Raw genomic sequence first — 25,345 nt, 5'->3', positions numbered from 1 at the left:
GCAGGCCCAACTCTTTAAATGGCTAGAGGGTCGCGACACTGCTGAAGTTGCTGAATCAGATATCTATCTCTAGCTAATGTTTTTTTGCAGTCATCACCAAACCACTCCAGTGAAGCTTCAATATTGCGAACGCTCTTGTCCGGGTGTTGGCTAATATGGGTTATAAACTCTTGATAGTTAACAGCACCATCAAATAACGGAACAATACCTTCCCGTGAGCCGGAAGCAGAATAAACATTGGCTGGCGAAAATACACTCAGGAATTCAGCAGAGCTTACATTTTTTAAGTGGAGATGATTGATGTCTTGTTTTAAAGCTTCAAACGCTGGAATAATTTCGCTTTTTGACTCCCAGACATGGAGCGCATCAAAGTTGATTTTAAGATTATCGCAGGCGACTCTCTGCAAGAGGCGCGTTGTTGCTGGCACGGAATCCGCGTATGTGTGGGGGTGTGTTTCAATGACCAGATTGAGGTCATGTCGAGACATCCATTGACAGACTTTGCGCAAAGTTTTTGCTAATCGTGCAAAGCTGTGTTCAGCGGTGTTGGCGCTAGCTTCTGAGCCGGCAAAGGTCCTAATTTTCTTTGCACCCCAATGTTTTGCCAAGTAACATAAATGTTCCACTTGTTTTTGTAGCTTTGCTTCAGTGGCGTTCAGTGCCAAGTAATCACTTAACATCGTGATTTTTAAACCATAGTCCGCCAGCCAATCTTTATTATATTCTGGCTGAGAAGTAAGGTTTTTTGCGTGAACTCCCCATAATTCAATTCCTTGGAAATGATTTTGCTGCGCCCATTTTGCCAGATGCTCAATTGAAACTAATTGGTGGCGAAAAGAGATTGTACAAATAGATAAAATCATATGCACCTCTCAAAGGAAGGTTCTTTTTCAGTAGTGGCTGTATGAGTTTGCCACTGTTGATGTAATCTATATAGCTGGTGTTTTATCTTAAATTCCCGCTGATCTTGCTGGTCCAGCAGCTGTATGATTTCTGTTTTGATACCTGTCGCTAGTTCGGGAGAGTAGTTTCCCTCAGTAATACAATTTACTATTTTCATTGAGCGAAATTGAATCTGTTTGTAGGTTGAAACTAGCTCTTCAATAATCTCGCACCATGTTTCAAATTCATCAAAATCCAGGTTTAGTTGCAGCATAAAAAATGCCAAGCCATGTTCGTAGGCATATTTTCGAATGGCCAATACTGGCAGTTGAGTAAGCGCACGGCTTAAGTTGGAGGGGCATAGCTGGCTTTCAGGGGTTAAGTGTGCCTCGATGATTTTGCGTACGGCATCAGTCATCGGATTATTTTCTAAGTTTAAGCAGGCGATAAAGTAATCGGAAATTGACTGGTTTGAGCTTGCTTCAATTTGCTCGCTATCAAAAATATAGCCGCCGGCAACAGCGTCCGACTCGATTGCGTGTAACACTTGTTTTTTATTTTGTTCTCCCTCCCAGCGAAAGTCGGGATCCCACATAAATAACATTTCTGGATCTTGGCTGTTTTCCAGCATGACATAGTGAGGAAACGGATTTTGATTGAACTTATTTTCTCGGTCTGGCAGCCTGTACATGTCTAGCATTACCATTATGTGCTGGTTGGCGAGCTTATTGTCTAGTAATGTTAGTAATGTATTAATGTTATCGCTTTTGCATAGCTTTGGGTTGTACCAGGATCTGACCTCGACAGCATAGATTTCCTTGAACCAATGACGAAAGAAGTCATGGTTCAAGTTCTCAGCGTGATAATTGATGCAATAATCATTATCGATAACAACCTCGGCATCCCAAACACCAAAATAAAATGGTCTATGGTCAACGCGATCATTTGCCTTGATGCATTCGCATAGGCAGCTCACAAAGCAGTGTACTTTGATATCCTCAAATTCTTCTGCCTGCTCCTCAGTTTGTTCTGCCTGGACTATTTTGACGCCTGGTTTATCTTGAGGTTTTGTGTTATTGAGGGAGGTATTCTCCCTGGTCTTATAATCAATCCGGCCCAATATGAAATCACTAAAGCTATCGACCGTATCAAAATCCTTCAAACTTAAGGCTTCATCAGGTATATCAATCCCCAGTTTTAGTTCCAGGCTGATGAGTAGTTGCAGTATCAGTACTGAATCAAGATATAAATCTTCATTTAGCCTGGAGTGAAGCTGAATGTTTTTTGTGTGGGGCAGATTCAGCTCGTTAGTAAGTATGCTCTGAATCGAATCTACTATTTCAGTTTTTTGCATAATTAATATTTTTTGTTTGCCGGATAGATAGCGTATGCTTACTGGTTGAATCTTTTATCCAGGCTTGCTTTATCAGCTTTATTTGTTTCAGCTTGCATGTTTTGTTGGTAGTTGTGTGCGATTTGCTTGCGGTTCACTTTGCTGTTAGCCATTCGCATTATTTCGTCAACCGGCTGTAATATTTGCGGCACCTGAAATGGTGCTAAATGTTGATGGCACCATTGGCGTAATTCAGCGGGGGCTATTGCTGGGGAAGCGACATACTGTAAGCAAGCTCGCTGGCCGGCAAACTGATCATCTACCTTAAATGCCACAGCATCATCAATTTGCGGGTGTTCAAGTACGATGTCTTCTATTTCTGCGGGATATACGTTTAGTCCTGAGATAATAATGGTGTCATCCATTCGTGCCAGAAAATGCAGTCGACCACTATCGTTCAAGTAGCCGATATCCTGTGTTTTAATTATCTTAGTTCCTGATGTGGTTTGTACATAAGCAACTATTTCTCTATTTTTATTATTGAGATTGCCACAACTAATCTCTATATGGGGTAATGGCTTACCCTGGTCATTAGCCGCAGATAAATCCTGCCCAATACTGATACAGCCCGCCTCAGAGCATCCATACTGTTGATATAAGTTTTCCACGCGCTCTTGGATCTGCTCAAACACCTGTTGTGACATAGTGGAGCCTGAAGTCATCGCGGCAAATAGTTTGCTGTTGGTGGGCCACAAACGCAATAAACCCTGTAACATCACTGGGGAAGTGTACAATAGTGGACGCTGACAGCTCTGTAGCTTCTTGATAAGATATTTAGGATTTATATTACTAATGATGAGGGGGGATTGTCCCCGATTCAGAGCAACCATCACACCACAGATTAATCCATAAGAATGGGTAATTGGGCAGGCGATAACCGGCATCATGCTATCTGGCTCGCTGAAGGCTTGGCAATAACTGTTTACTTCAATGTCGATATCTCCCCAGCTGCGCAATATGCATTTGGGCTCGCCGGTGGTACCTGAACTCATCTGAATAATGCCCGCATCAGATTTGTTCAAGTTAGTTGTTGGTATCTCGATTAATTGTGTTAGATCACCATAGATCAGCAGGTCACAGCCAGAGTTTTCTGCCATACGCTTTGCAGTGTCCTGTGGAACACTGGAGTGAATAGGCATGGCAGATATTTTCTTTGATTTTAAGTAATAACATAAAGTTAGCCAGATAAAATTATCTTCCACACATACCGCAATGGCGTCACTCTCGTTAATAGCGTTTATTAAAGTGTAGAGCTGCTGTTGCTCGTTAAAATCTTTTTTGCTGTAAAATTTATCATTTATTGTAAGCATAGGGTTTCTCGGGCGCTGCTGGCGCTGACATTAATGTCTTGGGCGTTTCCTTGTTGGAGTCATGCAGGGCAGCGTCTGCTAGCGAGTTTCTTATTGGGTGGTGAAATTCTGTTTGACGATTCCCGCGGATTTTTTTATCCAGTAGTGATTCGGTTTTGATTTCGAGCTGAAATAAATCGACTTGAGCTATACGCTGCTGCGCAGTTAAGCCTGATTGTTGGTATTTTTTAAAGCTCTGATAAACTGATTTCCAGAAATCAACTTCTGAATATTGATAATAATCTTCAAGCAGTACTGCAAGGTCACATAAATTGAAAACCAATAAGGTGTCTACTAACAGTTCGCGCAAAGCTTCGATGCTCTCCATCCAGTAATATTGGTTGGCGGCGCCAAAGCGATACTCTTCCTCGATATCGGCAAAAATAGGGGCTAGCTCGGGTTGTGCTAAGTAATTGTAAGTGAACTCCATACTTTCATGAAAATCGCGTACTATTACTTTTTCAGGCCAACCGTCTTTATGTTGCAATAAGATATTTTGCCCGTGTGCCTCAATAGCAATGCCGTGATGAACCAATAGATGCCAGATGGGGATAATTGTCTTTTCGAGCAATTGCTCCAACCAATTATGACAGCCATGTTCAGCAATCCAGGGCTCAATAAAAGGGTTGCCATCTTGTTCTATTAAGCTTAGGGCTACAAAAGGTATTACATTTTTATCTTCACAGTATAAGTGCAAACTTTGGCGAAAAATTACACCTAATTGGCTGTCAAGGTCTTCAATCCATGCTTGAGATTTACTCCCGTCGTTTGCGGGTCTTATTCCAGCGTACTCCGCCAGTAAAATCATATTTTTCTTTAGGTAGTTGTCTGAATCCCAAATGCTTGCCAGCCAGTTGGATATAGCCGGTGCAGTACAGATTGTGTGACTTTCTATAGTGCGCAACGAAGAGGTATTAATTATACTCAGAGGTAGTTTTATATTGGCTTTTTCAGGGTGGCTGATATTTAGTAGTGTGCGAATTGAAATGCTGGCTTGGTATTGGTCGCCTGCTTCTCCAAGGTAAAGTACTTGTCCGTCACTAATGGCTGATTCAAGTTTGTCTTGCAGATGTTTCCATTGCCATGGGTGGATGGGTATCAATGAAAAGTCAGTATTATCGGAAGTGATATTGTTAATTTTAGTATTTAATTGCTGGTAACATTGTTCGCCAAGTTCGGCTTCCCAAAATGTTTTTTCATTCGTAGAGTTAAAGCTATGTTTCAAATAGCGGCGTCGAATGGCTAGCCAGTGTAGCTGGAATCTATTGCCAAATTCTGGGCCATATAGTTTGTGGTCTAGCTCGCTAAATCCAGTCCTGGATTTGAAGCATGGATGATAAGAGTGGCCTTCGTCAATTGCAGATTCTAGTTGAGTATAAGTTAATTCGCGGCGGCTTTTATAGCGATTTAAATGTTTGTTGTTCCACTGGCAAAGTTTAACCGTTTGTTCAAGCTCTACTGTCAGTTGTTGTTTTGCTACTGCTGAGACAGGCAAGTCCTCGATAAGGGTTTTTAGTGTTATTGGTTGCCAATCGCTATCTTGATATGATTCGTTTATCTGTAATGTTTGCGGCTTAGTGTCTACATGGTTATTTTTTCTTTGAGCAACAAACATTTCATTTGCATTGATTCTAACTCGGCTAAAGCCAGAAATCCTGCCTAAAGCTCGATAATAGGATTCTCCTAATATAAAATAGAAAAAATTATCGTAATAAGAGTAATCGCAAAGCCGCTCAAACAATAAGGCTTCCAGGAGCTGGCGAATGACTCTGTTCTCTCCAGCTAAGCGGAGGGCCGATTTCTTGGACGGAGAGAACTCCTGGCCTTTTGGGGATGAGTTCTGCGGTGGGTTAGCTGTGAGCAAGAGCCACCTCGTTAGCTTCCTCTGCGTTATTTAAGTATTTTTGGTGTAGGTCAAAAAAAGGATTTCTGATATTGGTGTAAACCGCTAATTCTTTTTCTGCCTCTAGCTCATCAATATCTTCAACACGGGTTAGAAGATTTCCTTTGCAGGGTATGCTGGAGTTGTTGAACAACCTGTTTATAAAGTTTATGCCAACGCCTTTTAATGCCTCATGTTTTAGCTGCTTAAGTTTATTGTAACTTAATTTTAACAGTTGACCCTCATCAATCAGGTTGTCTTGCCCCAGGCGACCGATAACCGAAAACAATTGATTGATAAATAGGTAGTATCCAACGCGGTCTGTGATCATGTTGTCAGGGTAAAATAAGTCAGGATTGTTGCTTAATTCAGGCACAGCTGTGAGTAACTCACCCTGCATTTTTTCTGACAAATAGAAACCCTGATTATCTCGATAGTAGTATTTAATTGGACAGTTTTCATGAATGGTCAATAAAGAATTTTGTTGATGAGCTTCTAGGCCAATACCTTGACTGTCATAAAGTATAATTGTTGGTTCAATCGCACATTGCCAATAACAATTAAACCATTTTAGTGCCGCTTTTTCGGCGCTAACCCCCTGTTTGGAGGCCAGTTTTAACACTTGCTGTGCTAACTTAGATTGAGTGCCAGGTAAAATAGGATCTTGTACTAATGCTGCGATTGAAAGTGTAGGTGATCCCTGGGTGTCTATATCTTTACTAAATGGATTTTGACGTATAATAGTTTCAAATCCAGTTTCCTGCATATGGGGTAGTTTAACGGTAATAAATGCAGGATCTTCGATTAAAGTAAATTGTGGAAATTTTTCCTTGAAATTGCTTAGTGAAAATAATTTTCCAATATTTAGCCCTGGGTCCAGTTCATGAGTCCTGTTTTTTCGTAGTGAATTGGTGATTTTTACGGGGATCGAGAGCTTGATCATATAATTAAGTTCACTACAGTACAAAGTGCGAACTGATGAGGTGGGTGTAAACATCTTACCCATAAGACCTAAGTCAACGATCAGCCCATCGCGCTGTAAGTGTTGAATGTAATCTTGATGTAATAGCCACTGTGCTTGTAGCGGGTGTACAGGTATTAGTTGTTTGTCGATATCTATATTTATATCTTTACCTTCAGCTTCTAACATTCTGTTAATAATTTGCTCAACACTCTCGTCGAAAAAAGAGTCTTGTTCTAGAAGCTCTCTTGAAATAGCAAAAAAGTGTAGTTGAAATTTAGACTTTAATTCCGGTGTATACTTTTCATGCTGCCAGGAGTGAATGCCTTGGCGTGATTTGGGTGTTGGATGGAGCCAGTGTCCAAATAATAGAGACTGTTCAGAGGAGATATAGTCGGAGTTATTGAGACTGGGATCATCTAGCCGCTGAGCTAGATAATTTTGCATAATTTGAAGGCTTTCTAAAGTGCGATTTAATAGTTCAATTTTATTGGCGGGGGTATTTGGTTTGTGAGTTTGATTGCTCTCTCTTGTATAAATGTTATCGATTAACAGCATGATTACAGAGGTAAAATCTATGGGTTGCCAATTCCATTGATTGGCTGATTTTCGATAGCTTTTGGTAAATACATGTCGACCAACAATTGAGCGATAAGAGGCTTCTAGGGCAAGTGTAATTCCAGCTCCGTTCAAGTAGAGTTCTAGCGTATAACCATTTTTTTCTTCAAGAGCTACACCTGTTTGCAGTTGCCAATCAGAACTTGTATGCCAAACACCAGGATCTACTTCTCTTATATATGCATTAGCAAATGCCTGAAAAGAAGCCTTTTCCGCCAGCTCTTTTGCGGTGAATAGCATGACGGTATTCTCCTGGGGGTATTAAATAAAAGAACTTACCTAGATGATAATGATACATATTCTCATCATCAAGCAGGTTTACAATTGTTACTATTATTTTAGAGGTTTATCTCACTTGGTTTTATTTAGGCGGAATTTTGATTTATTTTTAGCTTTGTAGGCCTGTATTGGTAGCAAAAGTAGACGGCTAATAAAAAGCTGCACCATTCCGCTAGCGGTAGTGCAATAATAAATGATAAATCATTTGTTATTGCTGGTAACAATTTCCAGTTGGGCAATATGTAATAAAAAGCAATTAAAAATACGGCGGGGAGGACTAGACTGCGGTTAATAGCAATTAAAGCTGATGGCTTTGGTTGGTGTACTGCTGTTAAGTAACAGGTTAAAACGATATTAGTGCCATTAATTAAAAATAGAGGAAGCAATAATGGTAGCAATTGCATGCTGACCAGAGATATTTCCTGATCTTGCTCATTGGTAAACCAGCCCAGAAAGATTTCGGGCCAAAAAACAAGCAACGCAACAATAATAATACCCAGGCAGATGGTGCTTAATATCGCAATTGACAAAAAAGACTTTACCCTGCTTAAATTCTGAGCGCCAAAGTTTTGACTAACTACGATATGTAATGCATCAGCCAAGCCGTAACTGAGCATAACACTTAAGAAAATGAAATAATTGACCAGAGTAAAGGCTGCTACACCATCCACACCTAATCGCATAATCATCAAGGTATTTAAAATGAAAAAAATAATGCCAACAGATATCTCGTTTATAAATTCTGATATGCCGTTGTAAGCTGAATGGAAAAGTAACTTCCACTTTGTCTGTTGTAACTCGAACTTAAGTGTTCTTTTTTTGCTAAAGAAATAACGGCTCAATACTAAGAGTTGTATAACTTGCGCTATGGCGGTGGCATAAGCTGCTCCAGCCAATCCGAGCTCCAAATAAACGATAAACCAGGCATCGAGCAGGATGTTGAGTACGGCGCCTATGACTAATGCGCATGTAGCTAATATCGGATGGCCATCAGAGCGGACAAAATAGTACAGCACCATTGTGGTTAGCTGTAAAATGAATACCCAGCGAATTATATCGAAATACTCCCTTGCTAATACCGAAATCTGAGCTGAGATATTGAGTATTTCGAAAAGTAGATCATTAAAAGCCAAGCTGCCCAATGCCAGTAGAGTATTAATAGCTGCAGCGGCAATGATGGATTGGCTGAAAATCGCATGTGCCGTTTTCAGGTCTTTTTCACCGATGGCTTTGCCTACACTCACAGCTCCGCCTATTGCTAGCATAATGGCAATAGCTATCAATAAGGTGAAGTACGGGATCATTAGCGTGATTGCAGCGAGAGCATCTGTGCCTATAGTGTTACCGACAAAAAAACCGTCAATCAGGTTAGCGCTCGTTATTGCAACTAAGCCGACTATTGAGGGTAGTACATAGTAAAAAAAAGTTTTGATGATACGACCGGAAAGCGCTGGATTTTGGCTTGACATTAAAGTGTCTCAAATTATGAGAAAAAATAAGTTCTGGGGCGGTATGATATATTCCACTCGCTACAAATAGTAGTGATTGTCATTGGTGTTGATAGGTTTAGCTTGATACATAAAGCTGTACGATAAAGTTTTGATACTCTAAAAGCTAAAAAATTGTATTAGGAATAATACAGTCTGCATTTAATTTTTGTCGGGGGAAAGCCTGACAATGAGGTACATGGCTGTGTTGATATTTGTCTGCGCCAAATATTCAGGTAAGTCATATCTGGCTTGGAGAGCTCCTGTTAAATTAGTATTAGTGGTTAAAAATAGTATCTATATGCTGATGCCTATTGGGTCATCCCATACTAAAGTCGTAGGCCTCTGTACATGGTTTAGTTTTGAAAAATGATATTAAGGTGGGCGGTCAGATGAATAGTACTTTGCAGGTTCAAGGGGTTGTTGATAATCCCTGTAGACTACTTCGATATTATTTTAGTTGGTACGTTATTGCCCGCCAATGGTGACTTGCTGCTTTTGTGGGCTGTACGCAGCAGGGATCAAACACCTGTAATTGTTCTCTCTTCAGTTAATGCTGCGAAAGCGGATAGAAACCTTTCGGTAAGGTACAGATGGTTTTATATCAAAGTCAATTGGCTCCGCTGAGGTTCCTTAAGGGTAGTAAATATAAATTTCTGTTATTGTCTGATACTAAATAAGATGTTCAGTCTATTAAGGGGTGGGGTTGCAGACTTGGGGATTATAAATAAGGTCGCTGTGAATTACATTGCATTGGCTCTGTTTCCAATCAGCTTTTCACATGGCAGTGAAACTCAGATTGAAACCCTCGTTGTTACGGCGGGTAGATATGAGCAGGATATTTCACAGCGGGTGGAGAGTGTTTCTGTTGTAGAGGGTGATCAGCTTAAGAAAAGTGGTAATACCCATATCCAACAGAGCCTGGTGAGTGTACCTGGAGTAAACCTGGCAAGAGGAAATGGACAGGAATACCTGCCAGCTGTGCGCTCTCCAGTATTGACGGGTGCGGGAGCTTGTGGTGGGCTGTTGACAGCAGAAGATGGGATTCCACTGAGAGCAAATGGTTTTTGTAATATCAATGAGCTGTTTGAATCTTTTAGCGAGGTTGCACAGCGTATTGAGGTTATTCGGGGGCCCGCCGGGACGCTATACGGTTCCAACGCACTGCACGGAGTGATCAATGTTATCAGCCGCGCCCCGGATGCGGCTGAGGGTGGATCACTCAATATGGAGGCGGGACCCCACGATTATTACCGGGTGGGTGTGTCAGCGGATCATCACCTCAATAGGCAGGGGGATGGGATAAGTACAGACCTGTATTTGGCCACTGATGGGGGATATCGAGAGCAGTCGGGTCTGGAACAGCAAAAGGCCAGTTTTCAGTACGTCAGCCATATTGGTGATAGCAGGATTCGGACTCGTCTGGTCGCGACAAACCTGAGTCAGGAGACTGCGGGTTACATTGAGGGGGAGGGCGCTTATCGCGATCGCCACTTGAACCGTACAAATCCCAGCCCAGAGGCATTTCGGGATGCCTACGGGTTAAGATTGTATTCCCTGATTGATATACCCATGGATCGGGGGAATCAATTTCATTTGGCGCCGTATTTGCGCAAAACCCAAATGCGTTTTTTACAGCACTATGTGCCGGGCCAGCCTGTGGAGGAAAATGGCCAGGAAAGTATAGGCGTTAGAAGCAGCTATTATCTGGCGCTGGGTGAAAAGCTGAATCTGCTTGCGGGTGTCGACACAGAGCTCAGTGAGGGATACCTCTTGGAAATTCAAGCCAGTGCCACCGAGGGTTCGGAGTTTCTTCAGGCGACTATCCCAGAGGGAAAGCACTACGACTATGGGGTGACCGCTTGGAATATCGCCCCCTATACCTCGGCAAGCTGGCAGCTCAGTGATTATTTGGCAATTACTGCTGGAGTGCGGTTTGAGTCCGCCTATTATGATTACAGCAATAAAATGCTCGCTGGGCGCACCGATGAAAATGGCCTGGCTTGTGACTTCGGTGGCTGCCGGTTTAGCCGCCCGGATGATCGAAAAGATCGCTTCAATAATCTCTCCCCCAAGCTGGGTGCGCTGTTACGATTAAATAATGAACTACAGCTATTTACTCAATTAGCCCAAGGTTATCGCCTGCCCCAGGCGACAGAGTTATATCGATTGCAGCGCGAACAAACTGTTGCAGAGTTGCACCCGGAGGAAATTAATAGCTTTGAAATAGGCCTGAGGAGAGTGGGCGATTCCTTGTCATTTGAGTGGGTGGCCTATGCCATGGAAAAGGCGAATGTAATTTTTCGCGATGCCGATTATTTTAATCAGTCCAATGGCAAGACCCGGCACTGGGGCCTGGAGCTGGCGCTCGACTATGATTTTACGGAAAACCTGCGCTTAGAGGTGAGTAGCAGTTATGCCGAGCACCGTTACGATGATCAGCGGGAGTTACAGGGCGTGGCGTTGGATGGAAACTTTATCGATTCTGCAGCAAAAACTTTTGGCAGTTATCGCCTGCTCTGGTCGCCGAGTGCGGCTATCTCAGCGGAGTTGGAGTGGCTACACCAGGGCAGTTATTTTACCGACCCACAAAATACTCACCGCTACCCCGGACACGATCTACTGAATCTCCATCTGGCCTGGCAGTGGGAACAGTATCAAATTTCTGCACGATTACTGAATATCGCCAATAAGGCCTACGCAGAGCGGGCGGATTACAGCAGTTTCAGCGGTAGCCGCTATTTTCCCGGTGAGCCACGCTCAGTTTATATTGGTGTTAATTTCCAGTGGTAAGGTTGGGATTCGGGCTGTTTAGATAGGGTCTCCTTTTGCAATAGATTTGAAGTCTATTGCAAAAGGAAGGGCCGGTAGGCCTGGATTAGCTGGTGACGGGCTGCTCAATCTGCTGCTCATCGATTTGGACGGACGCAGAGGACTGACTTTTCAGCCAATTGTCCATACGCTGTTCGAGAATATTGAGGGGCAGGGCACCGGCGCCTAACAGAGCGTCGTGGAAACTGCGGATATCGAAATTACCGTTTAGGGTTTCTTCGGCCTCTTTGCGCAATTCTTTAATCTTCAGCTGTCCCAGTTTGTAGGCTAGGGCCTGGCCCGGCCAAATCAGGTAGCGGTCGATCTCGACGGTGACATCGTGGAGCGGCTTGGCGCTGTTCGCCATAAAGTATTCGATCGCCTCCTCGCGGCTCCAGCCCAGCTGATGCATGCCGGTGTCCACGACCAGACGCACGGCGCGCCACATATCGTAGGTGAGGGCGCCGAACTCGCTGTAGGGGTCTTTATATAAACCCAGGTCATAACCGAGGCTCTCGGAGTAGAGACCCCAGCCCTCAACGAACGCGGTGTAGAAGGTCATGCGGCGCAGGGGGTGAATATCCGTTTGCTCTTGTGCCAGGGCAATTTGCAGGTGGTGGCCCGGCATCGCCTCGTGTACCGTGAGCGCTTCCATCTCCCATTTCGGGCGGCTGGGCAGATTGTAGGTATTGGCAAAGAAGATACCCGCGCGGCCCGCTTCGTTGGAGCCGGGCAGATAATAAGCTGTGGTTTGGGCTTGTTCTGAATAGCTGGGTATCGGTTTCACACCATAGGGCAGACGCGGCAAGGTACCGAACAGGGCGGGCAGCTCGGCATCAATGCGCTTGGCAATATCGCGGTAATCCCGCAGTAACCCCTCGCGGCTGGTGTGGTAAAAGCGCGGGTCTGTGCGTAGGAATTCGGTAAAGGCTTTGAAGTCTCCCTGGAAGCCGGTCTGCTGGATAATTCTATCCATCTCCCCGCGAATTCGCTCCACTTCCGCGAGCCCAATGCGGTGGATCTCCTCGGGGCTCAGGTCGGTGGTGGTATTCTCTTCCACTTTATGAGCGTACCAGCGCAGGCCGTCGGGGCGGCTGGTTAGAGCCGTATCCACCTGGGCTCCGGGAATATATTTGCGCTCGACAAACTCCGCCATGCCCTGCCAGGCCGGCAGCAACTGTTTGCTGTAAATGGTGTAGGCGCGCTGTTGCAGGCTTTTGCGCTTACTGGCGGGAATGGTCTCTGGCATCTGCTGAAAAACTGTCAGCAGCGGGCTGTGCTCCGGCGCAGCGGGGACCAGCGCGCGTATTTGACGCGGCAGGTCGCGCAGGGTGATTTGCGGTGGTGTAACCCCCTTGCGCAGCCCCCGGCGCATAAGCCCCTGGGTTTGCTCGATCAGGACTGGCAATCCCTCCAGGCGGCTGATAATCGTTTCGTAATCCGCCACAGTGCGCCTGGGCATGTTGCTGATGACTTCCGGTATACTGCGCTGGATACCGCTCATATGAGTGATCGGTTGCAGGTGATCGGGGAACTGGAAGCCTTTCACTTCTCTTAACAAGTCCTGATACAGCAGTTGGTAATCCAATTGCTGTTCGGCGGGCAGGTCGCTGTGATCGATATTGCGTGCGGCCCCCAAGAGGATTCTGGTCTGTTTCTGTCTGAGTTCTACCGCCTTGAGAGAATCATCCACCCAGCGATGATTTTGCCCGGGGTAGCCTTCATAAGTTGCCTGGCTGGGGTAACTCTCCATAATCCAGCGATAGCGCAAGTCCTGTAGGGCGCTGAGGCGCTCGGAGGCACTGCTCTCCGGGAGTGACTTGTAAGCTTTGCGGAAGGCGTTCTGGTCCATCGCCGCAGCGTTAAGGCTGGCGATCAGTCCCAGGGATGTAAATAGGGCTTTTTTAATAAACGACATAATCCCCTCAAGTAACAGCGTGTGGCCTCAGCGAGGGCCGAGTATTGTGTAAGAGGCGGCTTGGAACCGCTGCCGGGTATGCGAAGAGCAGCCAGCCGCGACGGCTGGCTGTCGTAGTGGCCCGGATTAGTTGGCCGCCGCAGTGCGACTGCCAAAATCCCGGTGATCGATCAGTTGCAGGCGCCGGCGAATTTGCTCCTCGATACCGGAGGCATTGAGGCCGATGGCAGCGAGCAGATCTTTGTGTTTGCCGTGCTCGATAATCTGGTCCGGTAACCCCAGTTGCAGCACGGGCATCGAGCGGGCGCTGCTGTTGAGGTATTCGAGTACGGCGCTTCCGGCACCGCCGGCAATAGTATTCTCTTCGATAGTCACTAAGAGTTGGTGACTATCGGCAAGTTCATCGATCAGCGCTTCGTCCAGGGGTTTTACCCAACGCATATCGGCGACGGAGGCCCCCAGTTGTTCTGCCGCAGCCATAGCCGGGCCGAGCAGGGTGCCGAAGCTGAGGATGGCCACACCGCTGCCCTGGCGCAACAGGCGCCCCTTGCCGATGGGCAGCTCTGTCATCTCCTTGTTGATAGCGGTGCCCATGCCGGTACCGCGCGGGTAGCGCACAGCGGCGGGCCCCTGGTGTTGATAAGCGGTGTAGAGCAGCTGGCGGCACTCGTTTTCATCGCTGGGCGCGGCGATGGCCAGGTAGGGCAGGCAGCGCATAAATGAGAGATCATAGCTGCCCGCGTGGGTGGGGCCGTCTTCGCCCACTAGGCCAGCGCGGTCGATGGCGAAAGTGACATCCAGGTTCTGGATTGCCACATCGTGCACCATTTGGTCGTAGCCGCGCTGCAAAAAGGTCGAGTAAATAGCTACAACCGGTTTCTGTTCTTCGCAGGCGAGACCCGCAGCGAGCGTGACGGCGTGTTGTTCGGCGATAGCCACATCGTGGAAGCGCTCCGGGAAGCGTTTGGAGAACGCCACCATACCGGAACCCTCGCACATGGCCGGGGTAATAGCGACCAGGCGCTCGTCCTGTTCTGCGGTATCGCACAGCCACTGGCCAAAAATATCCTGGTACTTGGGCAGTTTCTTTTTGCCCGGCACCGCCACTTGCACCTTGGCCTCCGGCTCCAGCTTGTTCAGCGCGTGGTAGCCCACCGGATCCTCTTCTGCGGGGCCAAAGCCCTTGCCTTTGGTAGTGGCGATATGCAGAAGCTGCGGGCCCGGTTGGCTGCGCAGGTTGCGCAGGGTGTGCACCAGGTCGTGCATGTTGTGGCCATCCAGGGGCCCCACGTAGTTAAAGCCCAGCTCTTCGAACAGGGTGCCCGGGGTAATCATGCCCTTGACATGCTCTTCGGTGCGCCGCGCCAATTGCCAGGCTTTGGGGATGGCTGACAGTATCTTGCGGCTGCCCTCGCGCATATTCAGGTAGGTCTTACTGGCCAGAATTTTGGCGAAGTAGGTGGCCAGCCCGCCGACATTTTTTGAGATAGACATACTGTTGTCATTGAGAACAACCAACATGTCCCTGCCGGTATGTGAGGCGTGGTTCAGGGCCTCGAAAGCCATTCCCGCTGTCATGGCGCCATCGCCGATCACCGCCACTACCTTGCGGTCGTCGGGGGAGCCCAGGGCCATGCCCAGGGCGGCGCTGATTGAGGTGCTGGAGTGGCCGACGCCAAAGGTATCGTAGGGGCTCTCACTGCGCTTGGGAAAGCCGGATAGGCCTCCCTGCTGGCGCATGGACAACATTTGTTCGCGGCGCCCGGTGAGGATCTTGTGGGGGTAGGTCTGGTGGCCCACATCCCAAACCAGGCGATCCTCCGGCGTATTAAAAATGTAATGCAGGGCGATGGTCAGTTCCACCACGCCGAGACCGGCACCAAAGTGTCCGCCGGTCTGGCCGACGCAGTACAGCAGGTACTCGCGCAATTGGCTGGCGAGTTCTGGTAATTGGCGTTCATCGAGGGCGCGCAGCTGTGCTGGGTCGTCGATCGAGTCGAGAAGCGGTGTCTGCGGGCGTGTGCGTGGAATTTCTTCGAGCATCAAAGGTATCAGTTGCAACAGATGGTGATATTGAGGGGGATTGTATGCCCGTGGCGGGCATATTGCATCCCAAACCCCACGGGCAAAGCTGTGACTCAGTGTCCGCGCTGTACGATATAGTCTGCGAGTTGTTGCAGGAGCTGGGTATCGCCATCGAGACTTTGCAGTGCCTGGGAGGCCTGGGCGTGCAGTTTTGCCAGCTTTTCCCGCGCGCCGTCGACGCCCAGCAGGGAGACATAAGTGGGCTTGTTGCGCAGGGCATCCGCGCCCTGGGTTTTGCCCAAAACGGCGGTCTCTGCGGTGATATCGAGAATATCGTCCTGAACCTGAAACGCCAGGCCAATAGCCCGGGCGTAGCGGCTGATAATCTCCAGTTCGCCGGCACTGGCACCGCCGAGCAGTGCGCCCATACGCGCGCTGGCACAGATCAGGGCGCCGGTCTTGAGGCGGTGCATGGGTTCCAGCTGATTCAGGCTGAGGCTTTGGTCAACGGAGTCCAGGTCGATCGCCTGGCCGGCAACCATGCCCCGGGCTCCCGCCGCAGCGGCAAGCTCGCGCAATAACTGTAGCTGTAGCTGAGGGGTGAGTTGCTCCGCCAGGAGCAATTCGAATGCCAGGGTTTGCAGGGCATCGCCGGCGAGAATGGCTGTGGCTTCGCCATAGGCGATATGGCAGGTGGGGCGACCTCGGCGCAGGTCGTCGTCATCCATGGCCGGCAGGTCGTCGTGCACCAGGGAGTAGGCGTGAATGCACTCCAGCGCCGCCGCTGTGCTATCGCAATGGGCCAGATCAAAATCGATACCCCGGAAAACCTGGGCACAGGCGTAGACGAGGGCGGGGCGCAGGCGTTTACCGGGGCCCAGCGCGGCATAGCCCATCGCTTCGAACAGCTTTTCTGCGCCGTCGACCGGGGTGCTGAACGCCTGCTGGATTCGGCTTTCGACGCGTGTGGAGGAGGCCTGTAGAAAGGCCTTCAGTTGCTCTGGCAAGTTTGCGGAACTCACTTAAACCGGGTCCCCGCTGTTGTCGTCGGTCTCAAAGGGAAGCTCGCGGATATTGCCGTTCTCTTCGATTAGCAGCTTCACTTTCTGCTCGGCTTTGGCGAGCTTCTGCTGGCACTCCCGGGTGAGTTTCACCCCTTTTTCAAAATCAGCGAGGGCCTCCTCCAAGGGGAGATCGCCGCCTTCGAGCCGCTCAACCAGCTGTTCCAGCGCTTCGAGACTCTCTTCAAAAGTTGCTGTTTTTTTCTTCGCCGCCATAGCATCGCCTCATAATTGCCGGGCAACCTTAGCGGCTGGCGCTGCGGGGGTCAATTCTATGGGGGTACCGGTTGGGGGGACCGCGCCTAACGGTTTGCCTGCCGGGACAATAAGTAGTGCGCCAGGGCTTTTTTCTGTACCTGCGTAAAGTTGTAGTTCGGCATCGGAGGTGTGGGGGCGTCGAAGTAGTCGGCCAGGCCCTGCGCCGTGTATTTAGTCGATAGATTGCGCAGGGGAAACTGGGCCTGATGACAGTGGGCGCAATCGTGGGCCCGATAGAGTTGTGCACCCAGTTGCACTGTAGCCGCATTAGTGGAGATTGCGGCAGCCGTCGTTATTTTTTGTAGAGGCGCCTGCCGTGCAGCCAATACCGTTTGGCGAGGGGCTCCCTGGCGGACGCGATAAATCGCACCGGCGTAGTCATCGGAAATATAGATATTCCCCCGATTGTCTTCGGCGATAGCGACAGGGCGTCCGTATACTGCCTGGCGATCCTCGCTGAGAAATCCCCACAGGAAATCCCGCTGCCGAATTTCTCCGTTGTCTCCCCAGTGCAAGGAAACGATTTTGTAGCCGTCTTTCACGCTGCGGTTCCAGGAGCCGTGCAGGGCGACCAGAGCGGCATTGCGATAGTCTGGGGGCTGCTCTGCACTGCGCAGAAAGCGAATACCGAGCGGGGCATTATGAGCGGGAAATTCGTGTACGGGGGGAATTGAGTCGGCAATTTTTTGCTGGATCTTAGGGCTTGCCTCTGCGCTGAATTCCGGATCGGGAATCCGGTTACCGTAGGCGTAGGGCCACCCGTAAAATTGTCCCTGGCGAATCAGGTTGAGCTCATCCGGCGGCAGTTTGTCGCCGAGCCAGTCGCGGCCATTGTCTGTGGCGTAGAGTCCGCCATCTTTTGGCGACCAATCGAAGCCCACACTGTTGCGCAGACCGGTGGCATATATTTCAAGATTATGTCCGTTTGGTTTCATTCTCATGATACTGGCGCGGCGAGGATCTTTTTCCCTGCAAATATTGCAGCTGGAACCACTGCTGAGAAATAGCCACCCATCTGGACTCATAGCAATGGTCTTGGTCCAGTGTCCGTCGTCCCCAAGGTTTTCGAGAATTCGCTGGTAGCGCCCGGCCAGCCGCCCGTCGGAGTGATCAAATGCTACCCGTCCAATGGCGTCGCTCTCGGCAATATATAACCAGTTATCGTGCAGTAATAAGCCGTGGGGCCGTTGCAATTTATCAAGCAGAACTTTTTGTCCGTCGCTGTGGCCATCGCCATTTCGGTCTTTGAATAAAAGGGAAACTTGGCCCAGTTTGGGCTGTGAGACGATAATATCTCCGCTTCGAGTCACACTGAGCCAGCGCGCGCCGGCAACATTTCCGGCAAATAACTGTACTGAATAGCCGTCCGCTGCGCTTAGTCGACCTGCGACTTCTTTTTCTGTTGTTTTAACGCCACCGAGCAGTTGGCGCCAGGGTACGCTGATACCGGAGTTGCAGGCGGCTAAGGCGGCGGAAAGCACCGCCGCCAGGGCAATAAAAAATATTAGCGTATATTTCAACGTTTTCTTCATGGTATTGATTGAACTTGAAAGCGAGATGTTTATAGTTGCCGCGCTTATCTGTTTATCCCTATAGTTAACGCGGGATTAATTTCCTGCCTTCCCTCCCTTTTGTAACAGCTAACCCAGTTTGTGAGATATCTCTTACACGAAATTCAGCAGATTGCCCCTACTTTTTTCTCTCCTGATGTCCATAATTAACTTGCAGGGACGCAAAAGGGACTGCACTACTGCGGCAATGGATAAATGGACTGCGCCGCTCGCCCTAGGGATATGGGCACCATCCTGTGAGACGCACCGCCCGGGCCGGATTGCCCGGGCGGTGTTTTACATTCTGCTTTAGTCTGTCAGTTGCCAGCGGCAACACTTCCCACAATTTACACCTTCTTGCATAAATTTGCTGATATTCCACCAACGGGCTGTGGCTGTCTGGAATTTGTAATAGTTATCCGCTTTAATGTTGACAGACCGGTCAAATTATCAATGGGCCGGCGGAGGGTAGCGCATTCCGTAATCTACCAGCAGAAGTGCCCGTATCTTCCAAGGCTAATTTGCACTTGTGGGCACCTGTATTTTCGTTGGTTAAAAAACTTTCGGACAAGCTCTTGCTGTCTGTGAGCGATTTTTTGTTGTTGAAAGTGGGCGGTTTTTGCCAAGCTGAGAATCGCGACCCTCTTTTTCATCCAGCCTTTTCGAGCTGTCACTCCAAAGCTTCTTTTGTATTTTCAATAAAAACCTTTGTGATCAAACGGAAGCAGTTCCGGGGCTGCCTTGTTCTATTCGATTGTGGGGAGGCGAGGTTATGCATGCGAGAATTTTGCGTTTAAATCTGGCGGGGCAACCGCTGGAGTGGTTGAGTTGGCAAGAGGCATCCTGCCTGTACGTACGCGAGCTGGTTACCTGGTCTCTGGGGGGGATTGTCCAGCGGGTGCGCGGGGGCTTTAATCGCTACGGCGACCGCTCCAGCCTGGATCTGGCCGCGATTATCGCCTGTGGTGGCGCGCGTATGGCCCGCCCGCGCCGGCGCCCCCCCCTGACAAATCGGGCGCTTTTCTTTCGCGATTCCCACACCTGTCTTTATTGCGGCAATAACTTTAAGAGTGTGGATTTGACGCGGGATCATGTTATCCCAGTGTCTAGAGGTGGGGTGGATTCCTGGGAAAATGTGGTTGCGGCTTGCCGGCGCTGTAACCAGCATAAAGGCAATCAATTATTACAAAATCTCGATATGGAGTTGTTGGCTTTGCCCTTCTGCCCCAATGCCGCCGAATACCTCGCGCTGATTAACAGTGAGCGGATTCGCGGCGATCAAATGGAATTTTTACGCGGTCAGTTTTCGCGGCGGCGCCAACAGGGGTGGTTGCTGCACTAGTCTGTCGAATCTAAATATGCAAAAAGAAAAGGGGCGCGAGGCCCCTTTTTATTCCTTATCTTCGTTAGATGAAGATACCGCAGAGCGGATCAGTCCGGTCAGGTACTCAGTGAAATTATGCCCGCGATTTTCCATCATTTTGGGGAACATGGAGTTGGGGGTCATACCGGGGAAGGTGTTTACTTCGTTGAGGTAGAGCTCACCGCTCTCTGTCAGGAAAAAGTCGATGCGGGATAAATCCTTGAGCTTTAGCGCTTTAAAAGTGCGCAGGGAAACTTCGGCAATCCACTGTAGCTGCTCTTCGTGCAGATCTGCCGCTTCGATAAAAGTAACCGCGCGGCTGCCCTCGGCATACTTTTCCTTATAGGTATAAAAAGTATCCGATGGCGCACGCACTTCTCCCGGATGAGTTGCGACGACATCATCGTCATAGTGGTAAACCGCCACTTCCAGCTCCCTGGCTTTCAGCGCTTTTTCTATCAGTACGTAAGGGGAGAGTTTAAAGGCGTCTTCGATCGCAGCCTCCAGCTCCTCTTTGTCACTGACCCTAAAGCAGCCAACGGAAGACCCCTGGTTGGAGGCCTTCACAAATACTTCACCCCAATTTTCCAGGGCGCTGTGGGCTTTTTGCAGTTCCTCGACTTCAAGGCTGTGTAAAAACTCGTAAGGAGTGTTTTCAATGCCGAGGGCGCTGAGCCACAGTTTAGTTTTTATCTTGTTAAAGCAGATTTTGCTGGATTCAGGCGCAGAGCCGAAATAGGGGATACCGAACATCTCCAATTGCGACTGCAAATCGCCAGTTTCCCCGGGGTAACCGTGAATTGCGGGGATGACATAGTCTACCTCCCAGGCGTTACCCTCTTCATCGCGGATTTTGCGATCGTAAAAAATATGGTAAACCCGGCCCTGACTGTCGGTGAGACAGCCATTGCTATCCATCTCCACTCGCAAGAGGGCAATGTCCTCTGCCGCTGATAATTTATCCTCGATAAAATCAGCGGTTCGCAGGGATACGTCGTGCTCGCTGCCGCCACCGCCGCAGATAAGCAAGGTGTTAATCATAAAATTATTCCGTGGTAGTGCCTGCCGAGGGTGCGATTAAAACCTGCTCACACAGCTGCGGCATGGTCTTTGGTTTCGGCTTTTTCTTTTGGGGCTTGGGTTTAGTGCCATTGAGCATTGCATAGAAGTCATCGCTAAACCACCAGTCCAAGTCGCTGCCACAGGCTGCAGTGCTCACCGGCGCCTGCGGTTTACAGTTGCCGCTGCCCTCCGGGCAGGCCAGGCGCACATGAAAATGGTAGTTGTGTCCCCACCAGGGGCGCACCTTGCGCAGCCACTCGTTATCCTCGCCGGATATTTCACACAGGTGGCGCTTGATGGTGGGGTGTACAAAAATTCTTTCGACCCGCTGGTCTTCTGCGGCCAGACGCAGAATTTTGGGCACCCGGTTGTCCCAGTTTTCTGGGATTAAGCGGTGTTTGCGCTCATCGGCCAGGGCGACGGCAGAAATATTATCGCGCTCCCAAGAGGTGAGTGGGCGCTCTGCGGCGCGGCGATCCTGGGAATACCAGATATCCACGTCCAGGCCGGTTTGGTGACTGCTATGTCCACCATTGCCGAAAGGGCCGCCCCGAGCCATGGACATATCGCCGATCTGAATTCTGCCCAGATCTTTCTGCGCCACGTTGTGGGAAAATTCTTTCAGGAAAGTAATCGTTTGCGGGTGGGCAAAATGCCGGTCGCGGCCGGTTCTCACTAATTGATAGCCCTCTCCCCGGAGTGGCAGGGTCTCCCCGCCACTGAGGCAGCCGTTGGTGTAGGTGCCGATACTGGAGGGCGTCTGCGCACTGGGGCCCTCGACCCTATCCCAGTCGTTGGCGCTGACTGTGCCGCTAACCAGCGCAGAGGTGAGAAGCAGAGTGTGGGTTAAGTGCCAGATAAATCCCGCCCTGGGGCGAGTAGCGGCTTCGGTTGTGGATACTGAATGTTGCGATGTCGGGTGCATGGGTCCCTGGATACCAATAAGTCACAGTTGTCGGGCCACCAGAAGTGGCGCCCGACGAGTATAGACAGACAGAGTACTAGCTCTGTGACGCAAGTATCTCTTTACAGTTCCGTATCAGCTGCTCCATTTCTTCATCGGTGCCGATAGAGATACGCAAGTATTCACTGATGCGCGGTTTGTTGAAATAGCGTACCAGAATATTGCGCTGGCGCAGCGCCAGGTACAGGGCTTCCGCGCCGGGCTCCGGGGGCTTGGCCAGGAGAAAATTGGCCTGTGAGGGGATCACTTCAAACCCCAGGTCTGTAAGCGCCCGCTCACTGCGCTGGCGGGTGGCGATGACCTTGCCGCAATTGTCACTGTGCCAGGCGGTATCGCGGATCGCCGCTGTGGCGACTCGCTGGGCTATCGCATCAATGGGGTAGGAGTTAAAGGAGTTTTTAGCTCTCAGCAGCCCCTCGATCAGGTGCTTTTGCCCCATGGCAAAGCCCAGGCGCAGCCCCGCCAGGGCATAGGATTTTGACAGTGTGTGGATCACCAGCAAGTTGGGGTAGCGATCGATCAGTGCCGTTGCGCTCTGGCCGCCAAAATCGATATAGGCCTCATCGATAACGACCACTCTTTCGGGCTGTGAGTGCAAAAGCTGCTCAATTTGCTCTAGAGGCAGGTATCGCCCTGTGGGAGCATTGGGATTGGGAATAATGACGCCCGCTGCGGGGGCCGCATAGTCCTCAAGCTGAACCGAGAAATCACTGCGCAGGGGGATAGTGCGGCTGTTGATATTGAAGAGCTGGCAATAGACCGGGTAGAAACTGTAGGTGATATCCGGAAAGAGCAGGGGCTCACTGCGGCGGAAAAAACTGTAAAAACTCAGGGCCAGTACTTCATCGGAGCCATTGCCCACAAAGACCTGCTCGGCAGAGAGGTTGTGCTTGTCGGCAATAGCGCGGCGCAGCTCACAGGACTCCGGATCGGGGTAGCGGCGCAGCGCATCGGCAAAGTCATGCTGCTCCAAGAGTCCCAAGGCCTGGGGAGAAGCGGGGTAGGGGTTCTCATTGGTATTGAGCTTTATCAGGGTGTCACTCTTTGGCTGCTCCCCAGGGGTATAGGGCTCCAGCTGATCGAGCCCGGGGCTCCAATAAATCTTGCTCATAATTCTACCTCTGCGGTACTACTTGGGTTGGCACTGGAGGAGCCCTCAGCGCTCTCTTCCGTTTCTTTTTTCTCAATGGGGATATCAAACAGATCGGCCGAATTCCCAATAAATTCCTGCATGGGAATAGGCTTACGGAACAGCATATTATCGTATTTCAGTGCAGTGGATATCGATGGAACTTCGCTGAATTCGTCCATATTACTAACGCTTTCCGCCAGTCCCAGGGTCAAAAAAGCGAGGGGCAGTGTCAGTGCTACCGTCCAACGCCAGCCCCTGGCCAGGTTGGTGGCCAAGTAGCAGGCGGACCAGAGCATAGACGGCAATATGATAGCGAGTATCAGGAAGTCCATAACCTGGATACCGGTGCCGACGGCAAAATTGTAATTGATCACCCCCCTCAACCACTCCCAAAAGGTGTAAGTGAGTGCGCCTATGACCGCGATAGACAGGTGGGTAAAAAAGTGGGTTTCGTGCCGGACCACTCTGCCGATAAATGCCCAGACCCCGGCGTAAATCACCATACCAATAATGGCGGTGGAGAGAATATTGACGGCGATGGTCCATTGATAGCTACGCGCGTAACCGAGATAACTCATCAGCACGCTGGCGAAGCCGAAGCACAGCAGCAGCAGAATAGCCCCCAGGGGGTGAGACAAGCTGGAAAACAAGTTCTCCAGAGAGTGGAGCGGGGTGGCTTCGGGCACCGGTTCATCCGTATGAAAAATTCGGAAGCGGGACTTGCCACACTGCAACAGATCACCGGAGGAGATTCGGTGTTGAGCGATGCTATCGGGTTTAACTGACTTGTCTTTCAGGTTTCCCAACAGCTGGCAGCCGTTGACCGAATTGAGGTCGCGCAAGACGTACCGGCCATCCTCTTCCCGTTTGATCTCGGCATGGTGGGCATCGGAGTGGATGTCCTCCAGGATTGCATCGTTATCGTAAGCGCGGCCCAGGGTAAATTTGTCCCCGTCCATTCGGTAGCGCAGCTGCACCCGGTGGGCGCGATTGAGTTCTTCAATAATCAGGGCCATTGGATCTCGCTTGTGAACTTCTGGGTAAAGGCGTCGGCGGACTCCTGGGTAAAGCCGGACAGGGTAAAGTGACTGACCAGCGCGCGATTTTTCTGATCCACACTGAGGCTCAGAAAGAAAATATCGTAGAGGTCAGGAAAATCTTTGTAGCGCCTGACACAATAGCTGGTGCGTGCAATCAGGGGCTCGCGATTGCGATCTGGCTTGGACAGCGGGGTTTGCCCGCCGCGCTCCTGGGAGGTAAAGCCCTGCTGGCAGCGGAAATTGGTTACGTCCTCCTCGCCGGCGCTGTTGCCCGGGTAGAAAGAGTCCATCTGCCCGGCATATTCGGCATAAAAACGTGCAGGCAAAAGGTCCTCGGCTTGCAGCCAGAAAAATTCATACTCGACCCTTCCAGTGTTGAAGTCGTCGGACATAAAAATCACATCCTGTCCGGTGCAGCCTTTATCAATTCGCTTGATCGGGTTGGCTTCGTTATCCAGGGTATTTCCCCAGCATTTAATCGCCGGAATTATTTCACCGACGACCTGAGCTTCACCGAGGGCGCGGCGCTGCCAGTCGGCCCTGAGTATTGAATCGATTATTCGCTGCTGATTATCCAGTAGCTGTTGATAAGTCACCTGCTTTAAGTTGAGCGGGCCACCTTCCGCGCGGTAGTGCTTCAACAGTGTCGACAGCTTATCTACTGGTACCAGGAAGCTGACCTGGTTGCCGGCAGTCGCTACATTAATACCGACTACCTGCCCCCGGGTATTGATGGTGGGGCCACCGCTCATACCGGGGTTGATAGAGCCGGCAAAGTGAATGCGATCGTAGAGGCTGCCGCCGGCGATGCCGTTATAGGTCCCGGGGATCAGAGTCATGCCCAGGTCCAGTGGGTTGCCCAGAGAGACAATGGTCTCCCCTTTTTTGGGGGTGTCCGTCGCCAATTGCAGGTATTCGTTTCCGGGTTTTTCCTGGCGCAGCAACGCCAGGTCATTAACTACGTCAATATCCAGCAAGGTTAATTGCCCGCGGGTGCCGTTAACGGCGAGATATTCCAGGGAGTACTCGTCGGGCTCGCTAACCGCCTGGGCCACCACGTGGTAATTGGTGGCGATAAGTCCATCGGAGGAGATTTGAAAACCCGAGCCCAGGCCGGCTTTTGAATTGGAGGATTTTTCAATCAGCTGAATTTGATAGAGGCTGCCGCGATATTCACTGTAGAGCTTCTCATAGCCTTGCGCCATTGCAGCAGTGGATAAGCAGCACAGAATCCAGGCGAACAGCCACGGGGAAAGTTTCGGCATTTTGTATTGATTAAATTGTGGACAGGAAGGGTGATACTACGGGAT

The 25,345-nt window shown here is 49.7% G+C and carries 18 protein-coding genes; 2 read left to right on the top strand and 16 right to left on the bottom strand.

The genetic code is table 11. The annotated features are described in order from the left end of the window. Positions 1–14: 14 nt before the first annotated feature. The 6 genes from ACJJIF_RS11740 to ACJJIF_RS11715 all read right to left on the bottom strand — a co-directional run bounded on the left by ACJJIF_RS11740 (position 15) and on the right by ACJJIF_RS11715 (position 8,833). Positions 15–863: a sugar phosphate isomerase/epimerase family protein gene (locus tag ACJJIF_RS11740; protein WP_444928536.1), complete on the bottom strand. Its 849-nt coding sequence runs from the start codon at positions 861–863 to the stop codon at positions 15–17. Then, positions 860–2,236: a DUF6005 family protein gene (locus ACJJIF_RS11735; protein WP_444928535.1), complete on the bottom strand. Its 1,377-nt coding sequence runs from the start codon at positions 2,234–2,236 to the stop codon at positions 860–862. The genes ACJJIF_RS11740 and ACJJIF_RS11735 overlap by 4 nt, the downstream gene beginning before the upstream one ends. Before the next feature lie 38 nt (positions 2,237–2,274). Further along, positions 2,275–3,585, bottom strand: a complete 1,311-nt coding sequence (locus tag ACJJIF_RS11730) for an AMP-binding protein (RefSeq protein ID WP_444928534.1) — start codon at positions 3,583–3,585, stop codon at positions 2,275–2,277. Then, positions 3,569–5,488, bottom strand: a complete 1,920-nt coding sequence (locus tag ACJJIF_RS11725) for an IucA/IucC family protein (protein ID WP_444928533.1) — start codon at positions 5,486–5,488, stop codon at positions 3,569–3,571. The genes ACJJIF_RS11730 and ACJJIF_RS11725 overlap by 17 nt, the downstream gene beginning before the upstream one ends. After that, on the bottom strand, positions 5,475–7,325 hold the full coding sequence (locus ACJJIF_RS11720) for an IucA/IucC family protein (protein WP_444928532.1): 1,851 nt from the start codon (positions 7,323–7,325) through the stop codon (positions 5,475–5,477). Before ACJJIF_RS11720 ends, ACJJIF_RS11725 begins: the two co-directional genes overlap by 14 nt. 125 nt (positions 7,326–7,450) lie before the next feature. Then, on the bottom strand, positions 7,451–8,833 hold the full coding sequence (locus tag ACJJIF_RS11715; RefSeq protein WP_444928531.1) for an MATE family efflux transporter: 1,383 nt from the start codon (positions 8,831–8,833) through the stop codon (positions 7,451–7,453). A 756-nt stretch (positions 8,834–9,589) separates the two neighbouring features. Between ACJJIF_RS11715 and ACJJIF_RS11710 the strand changes: the two genes are divergently transcribed. Then, entirely contained in the window at positions 9,590–11,644 is a 2,055-nt protein-coding gene (locus tag ACJJIF_RS11710) for a TonB-dependent receptor (protein ID WP_444928530.1), read from the top strand. Between the two features lie 85 nt (positions 11,645–11,729). On the opposite strand, the gene ACJJIF_RS11705 is transcribed toward ACJJIF_RS11710, so the two are convergent. From ACJJIF_RS11705 to ACJJIF_RS11685, 5 genes are all read right to left on the bottom strand, one after another. Then, on the bottom strand, positions 11,730–13,580 hold the full coding sequence (locus tag ACJJIF_RS11705) for a DUF885 domain-containing protein (RefSeq protein ID WP_444928529.1): 1,851 nt from the start codon (positions 13,578–13,580) through the stop codon (positions 11,730–11,732). A 126-nt stretch (positions 13,581–13,706) separates the two neighbouring features. Beyond that, positions 13,707–15,623 carry a 1-deoxy-D-xylulose-5-phosphate synthase gene (gene dxs, locus ACJJIF_RS11700; protein ID WP_444928528.1) on the bottom strand — a complete coding sequence of 639 codons (1,917 nt, stop codon included), beginning with the start codon at positions 15,621–15,623 and terminating at the stop codon, positions 13,707–13,709. Positions 15,624–15,718: 95 nt separating this feature from the next. Continuing rightward, positions 15,719–16,612 (bottom strand): polyprenyl synthetase family protein, encoded by an 894-nt coding sequence (locus tag ACJJIF_RS11695; RefSeq protein WP_444932345.1) that lies wholly within the window; start codon positions 16,610–16,612, stop codon positions 15,719–15,721. A gap of 15 nt (positions 16,613–16,627) precedes the next feature. Beyond that, complete coding sequence (locus tag ACJJIF_RS11690) at positions 16,628–16,882, bottom strand: exodeoxyribonuclease VII small subunit (RefSeq protein ID WP_444928527.1); 255 nt, start codon at positions 16,880–16,882, stop codon at positions 16,628–16,630. 86 nt (positions 16,883–16,968) lie between these two features. Next, positions 16,969–18,444 (bottom strand): PQQ-dependent sugar dehydrogenase, encoded by a 1,476-nt coding sequence (locus tag ACJJIF_RS11685; RefSeq protein ID WP_444928526.1) that lies wholly within the window; start codon positions 18,442–18,444, stop codon positions 16,969–16,971. 802 nt (positions 18,445–19,246) lie between these two features. Here ACJJIF_RS11685 and ACJJIF_RS11680 point away from each other — a divergent pair. Next, the gene (locus tag ACJJIF_RS11680; RefSeq protein WP_444928525.1) at positions 19,247–19,816 is read left to right on the top strand and encodes an HNH endonuclease; all 570 of its coding nucleotides are present in this window, start codon (positions 19,247–19,249) and stop codon (positions 19,814–19,816) included. Positions 19,817–19,864: 48 nt separating this feature from the next. On the opposite strand, the gene ACJJIF_RS11675 is transcribed toward ACJJIF_RS11680, so the two are convergent. The 5 genes from ACJJIF_RS11675 to ACJJIF_RS11655 form a co-directional block, all read right to left on the bottom strand. Beyond that, entirely contained in the window at positions 19,865–20,878 is a 1,014-nt protein-coding gene (locus tag ACJJIF_RS11675) for a D-alanine--D-alanine ligase (protein ID WP_444928524.1), read from the bottom strand. Between the two features lie 4 nt (positions 20,879–20,882). Next, complete coding sequence (mepA, locus tag ACJJIF_RS11670) at positions 20,883–21,824, bottom strand: penicillin-insensitive murein endopeptidase (protein WP_444928523.1); 942 nt, start codon at positions 21,822–21,824, stop codon at positions 20,883–20,885. Between the two features lie 76 nt (positions 21,825–21,900). Beyond that, complete coding sequence (gene hisC / locus ACJJIF_RS11665) at positions 21,901–22,974, bottom strand: histidinol-phosphate transaminase (protein ID WP_444928522.1); 1,074 nt, start codon at positions 22,972–22,974, stop codon at positions 21,901–21,903. Then, the gene (locus tag ACJJIF_RS11660) at positions 22,971–24,011 is read right to left on the bottom strand and encodes an FHA domain-containing protein (RefSeq protein WP_444928521.1); all 1,041 of its coding nucleotides are present in this window, start codon (positions 24,009–24,011) and stop codon (positions 22,971–22,973) included. The genes hisC and ACJJIF_RS11660 overlap by 4 nt, the downstream gene beginning before the upstream one ends. Further along, positions 24,002–25,300: a S1C family serine protease gene (locus tag ACJJIF_RS11655; protein WP_444928520.1), complete on the bottom strand. Its 1,299-nt coding sequence runs from the start codon at positions 25,298–25,300 to the stop codon at positions 24,002–24,004. The genes ACJJIF_RS11660 and ACJJIF_RS11655 overlap by 10 nt, the downstream gene beginning before the upstream one ends. Positions 25,301–25,345 lie beyond the last annotated feature (45 nt).

The organism is Microbulbifer regidiadema (SeqCode), assembly GCF_052467605.1.
This window is presented reverse-complemented; position numbering and strand designations above follow the sequence as displayed.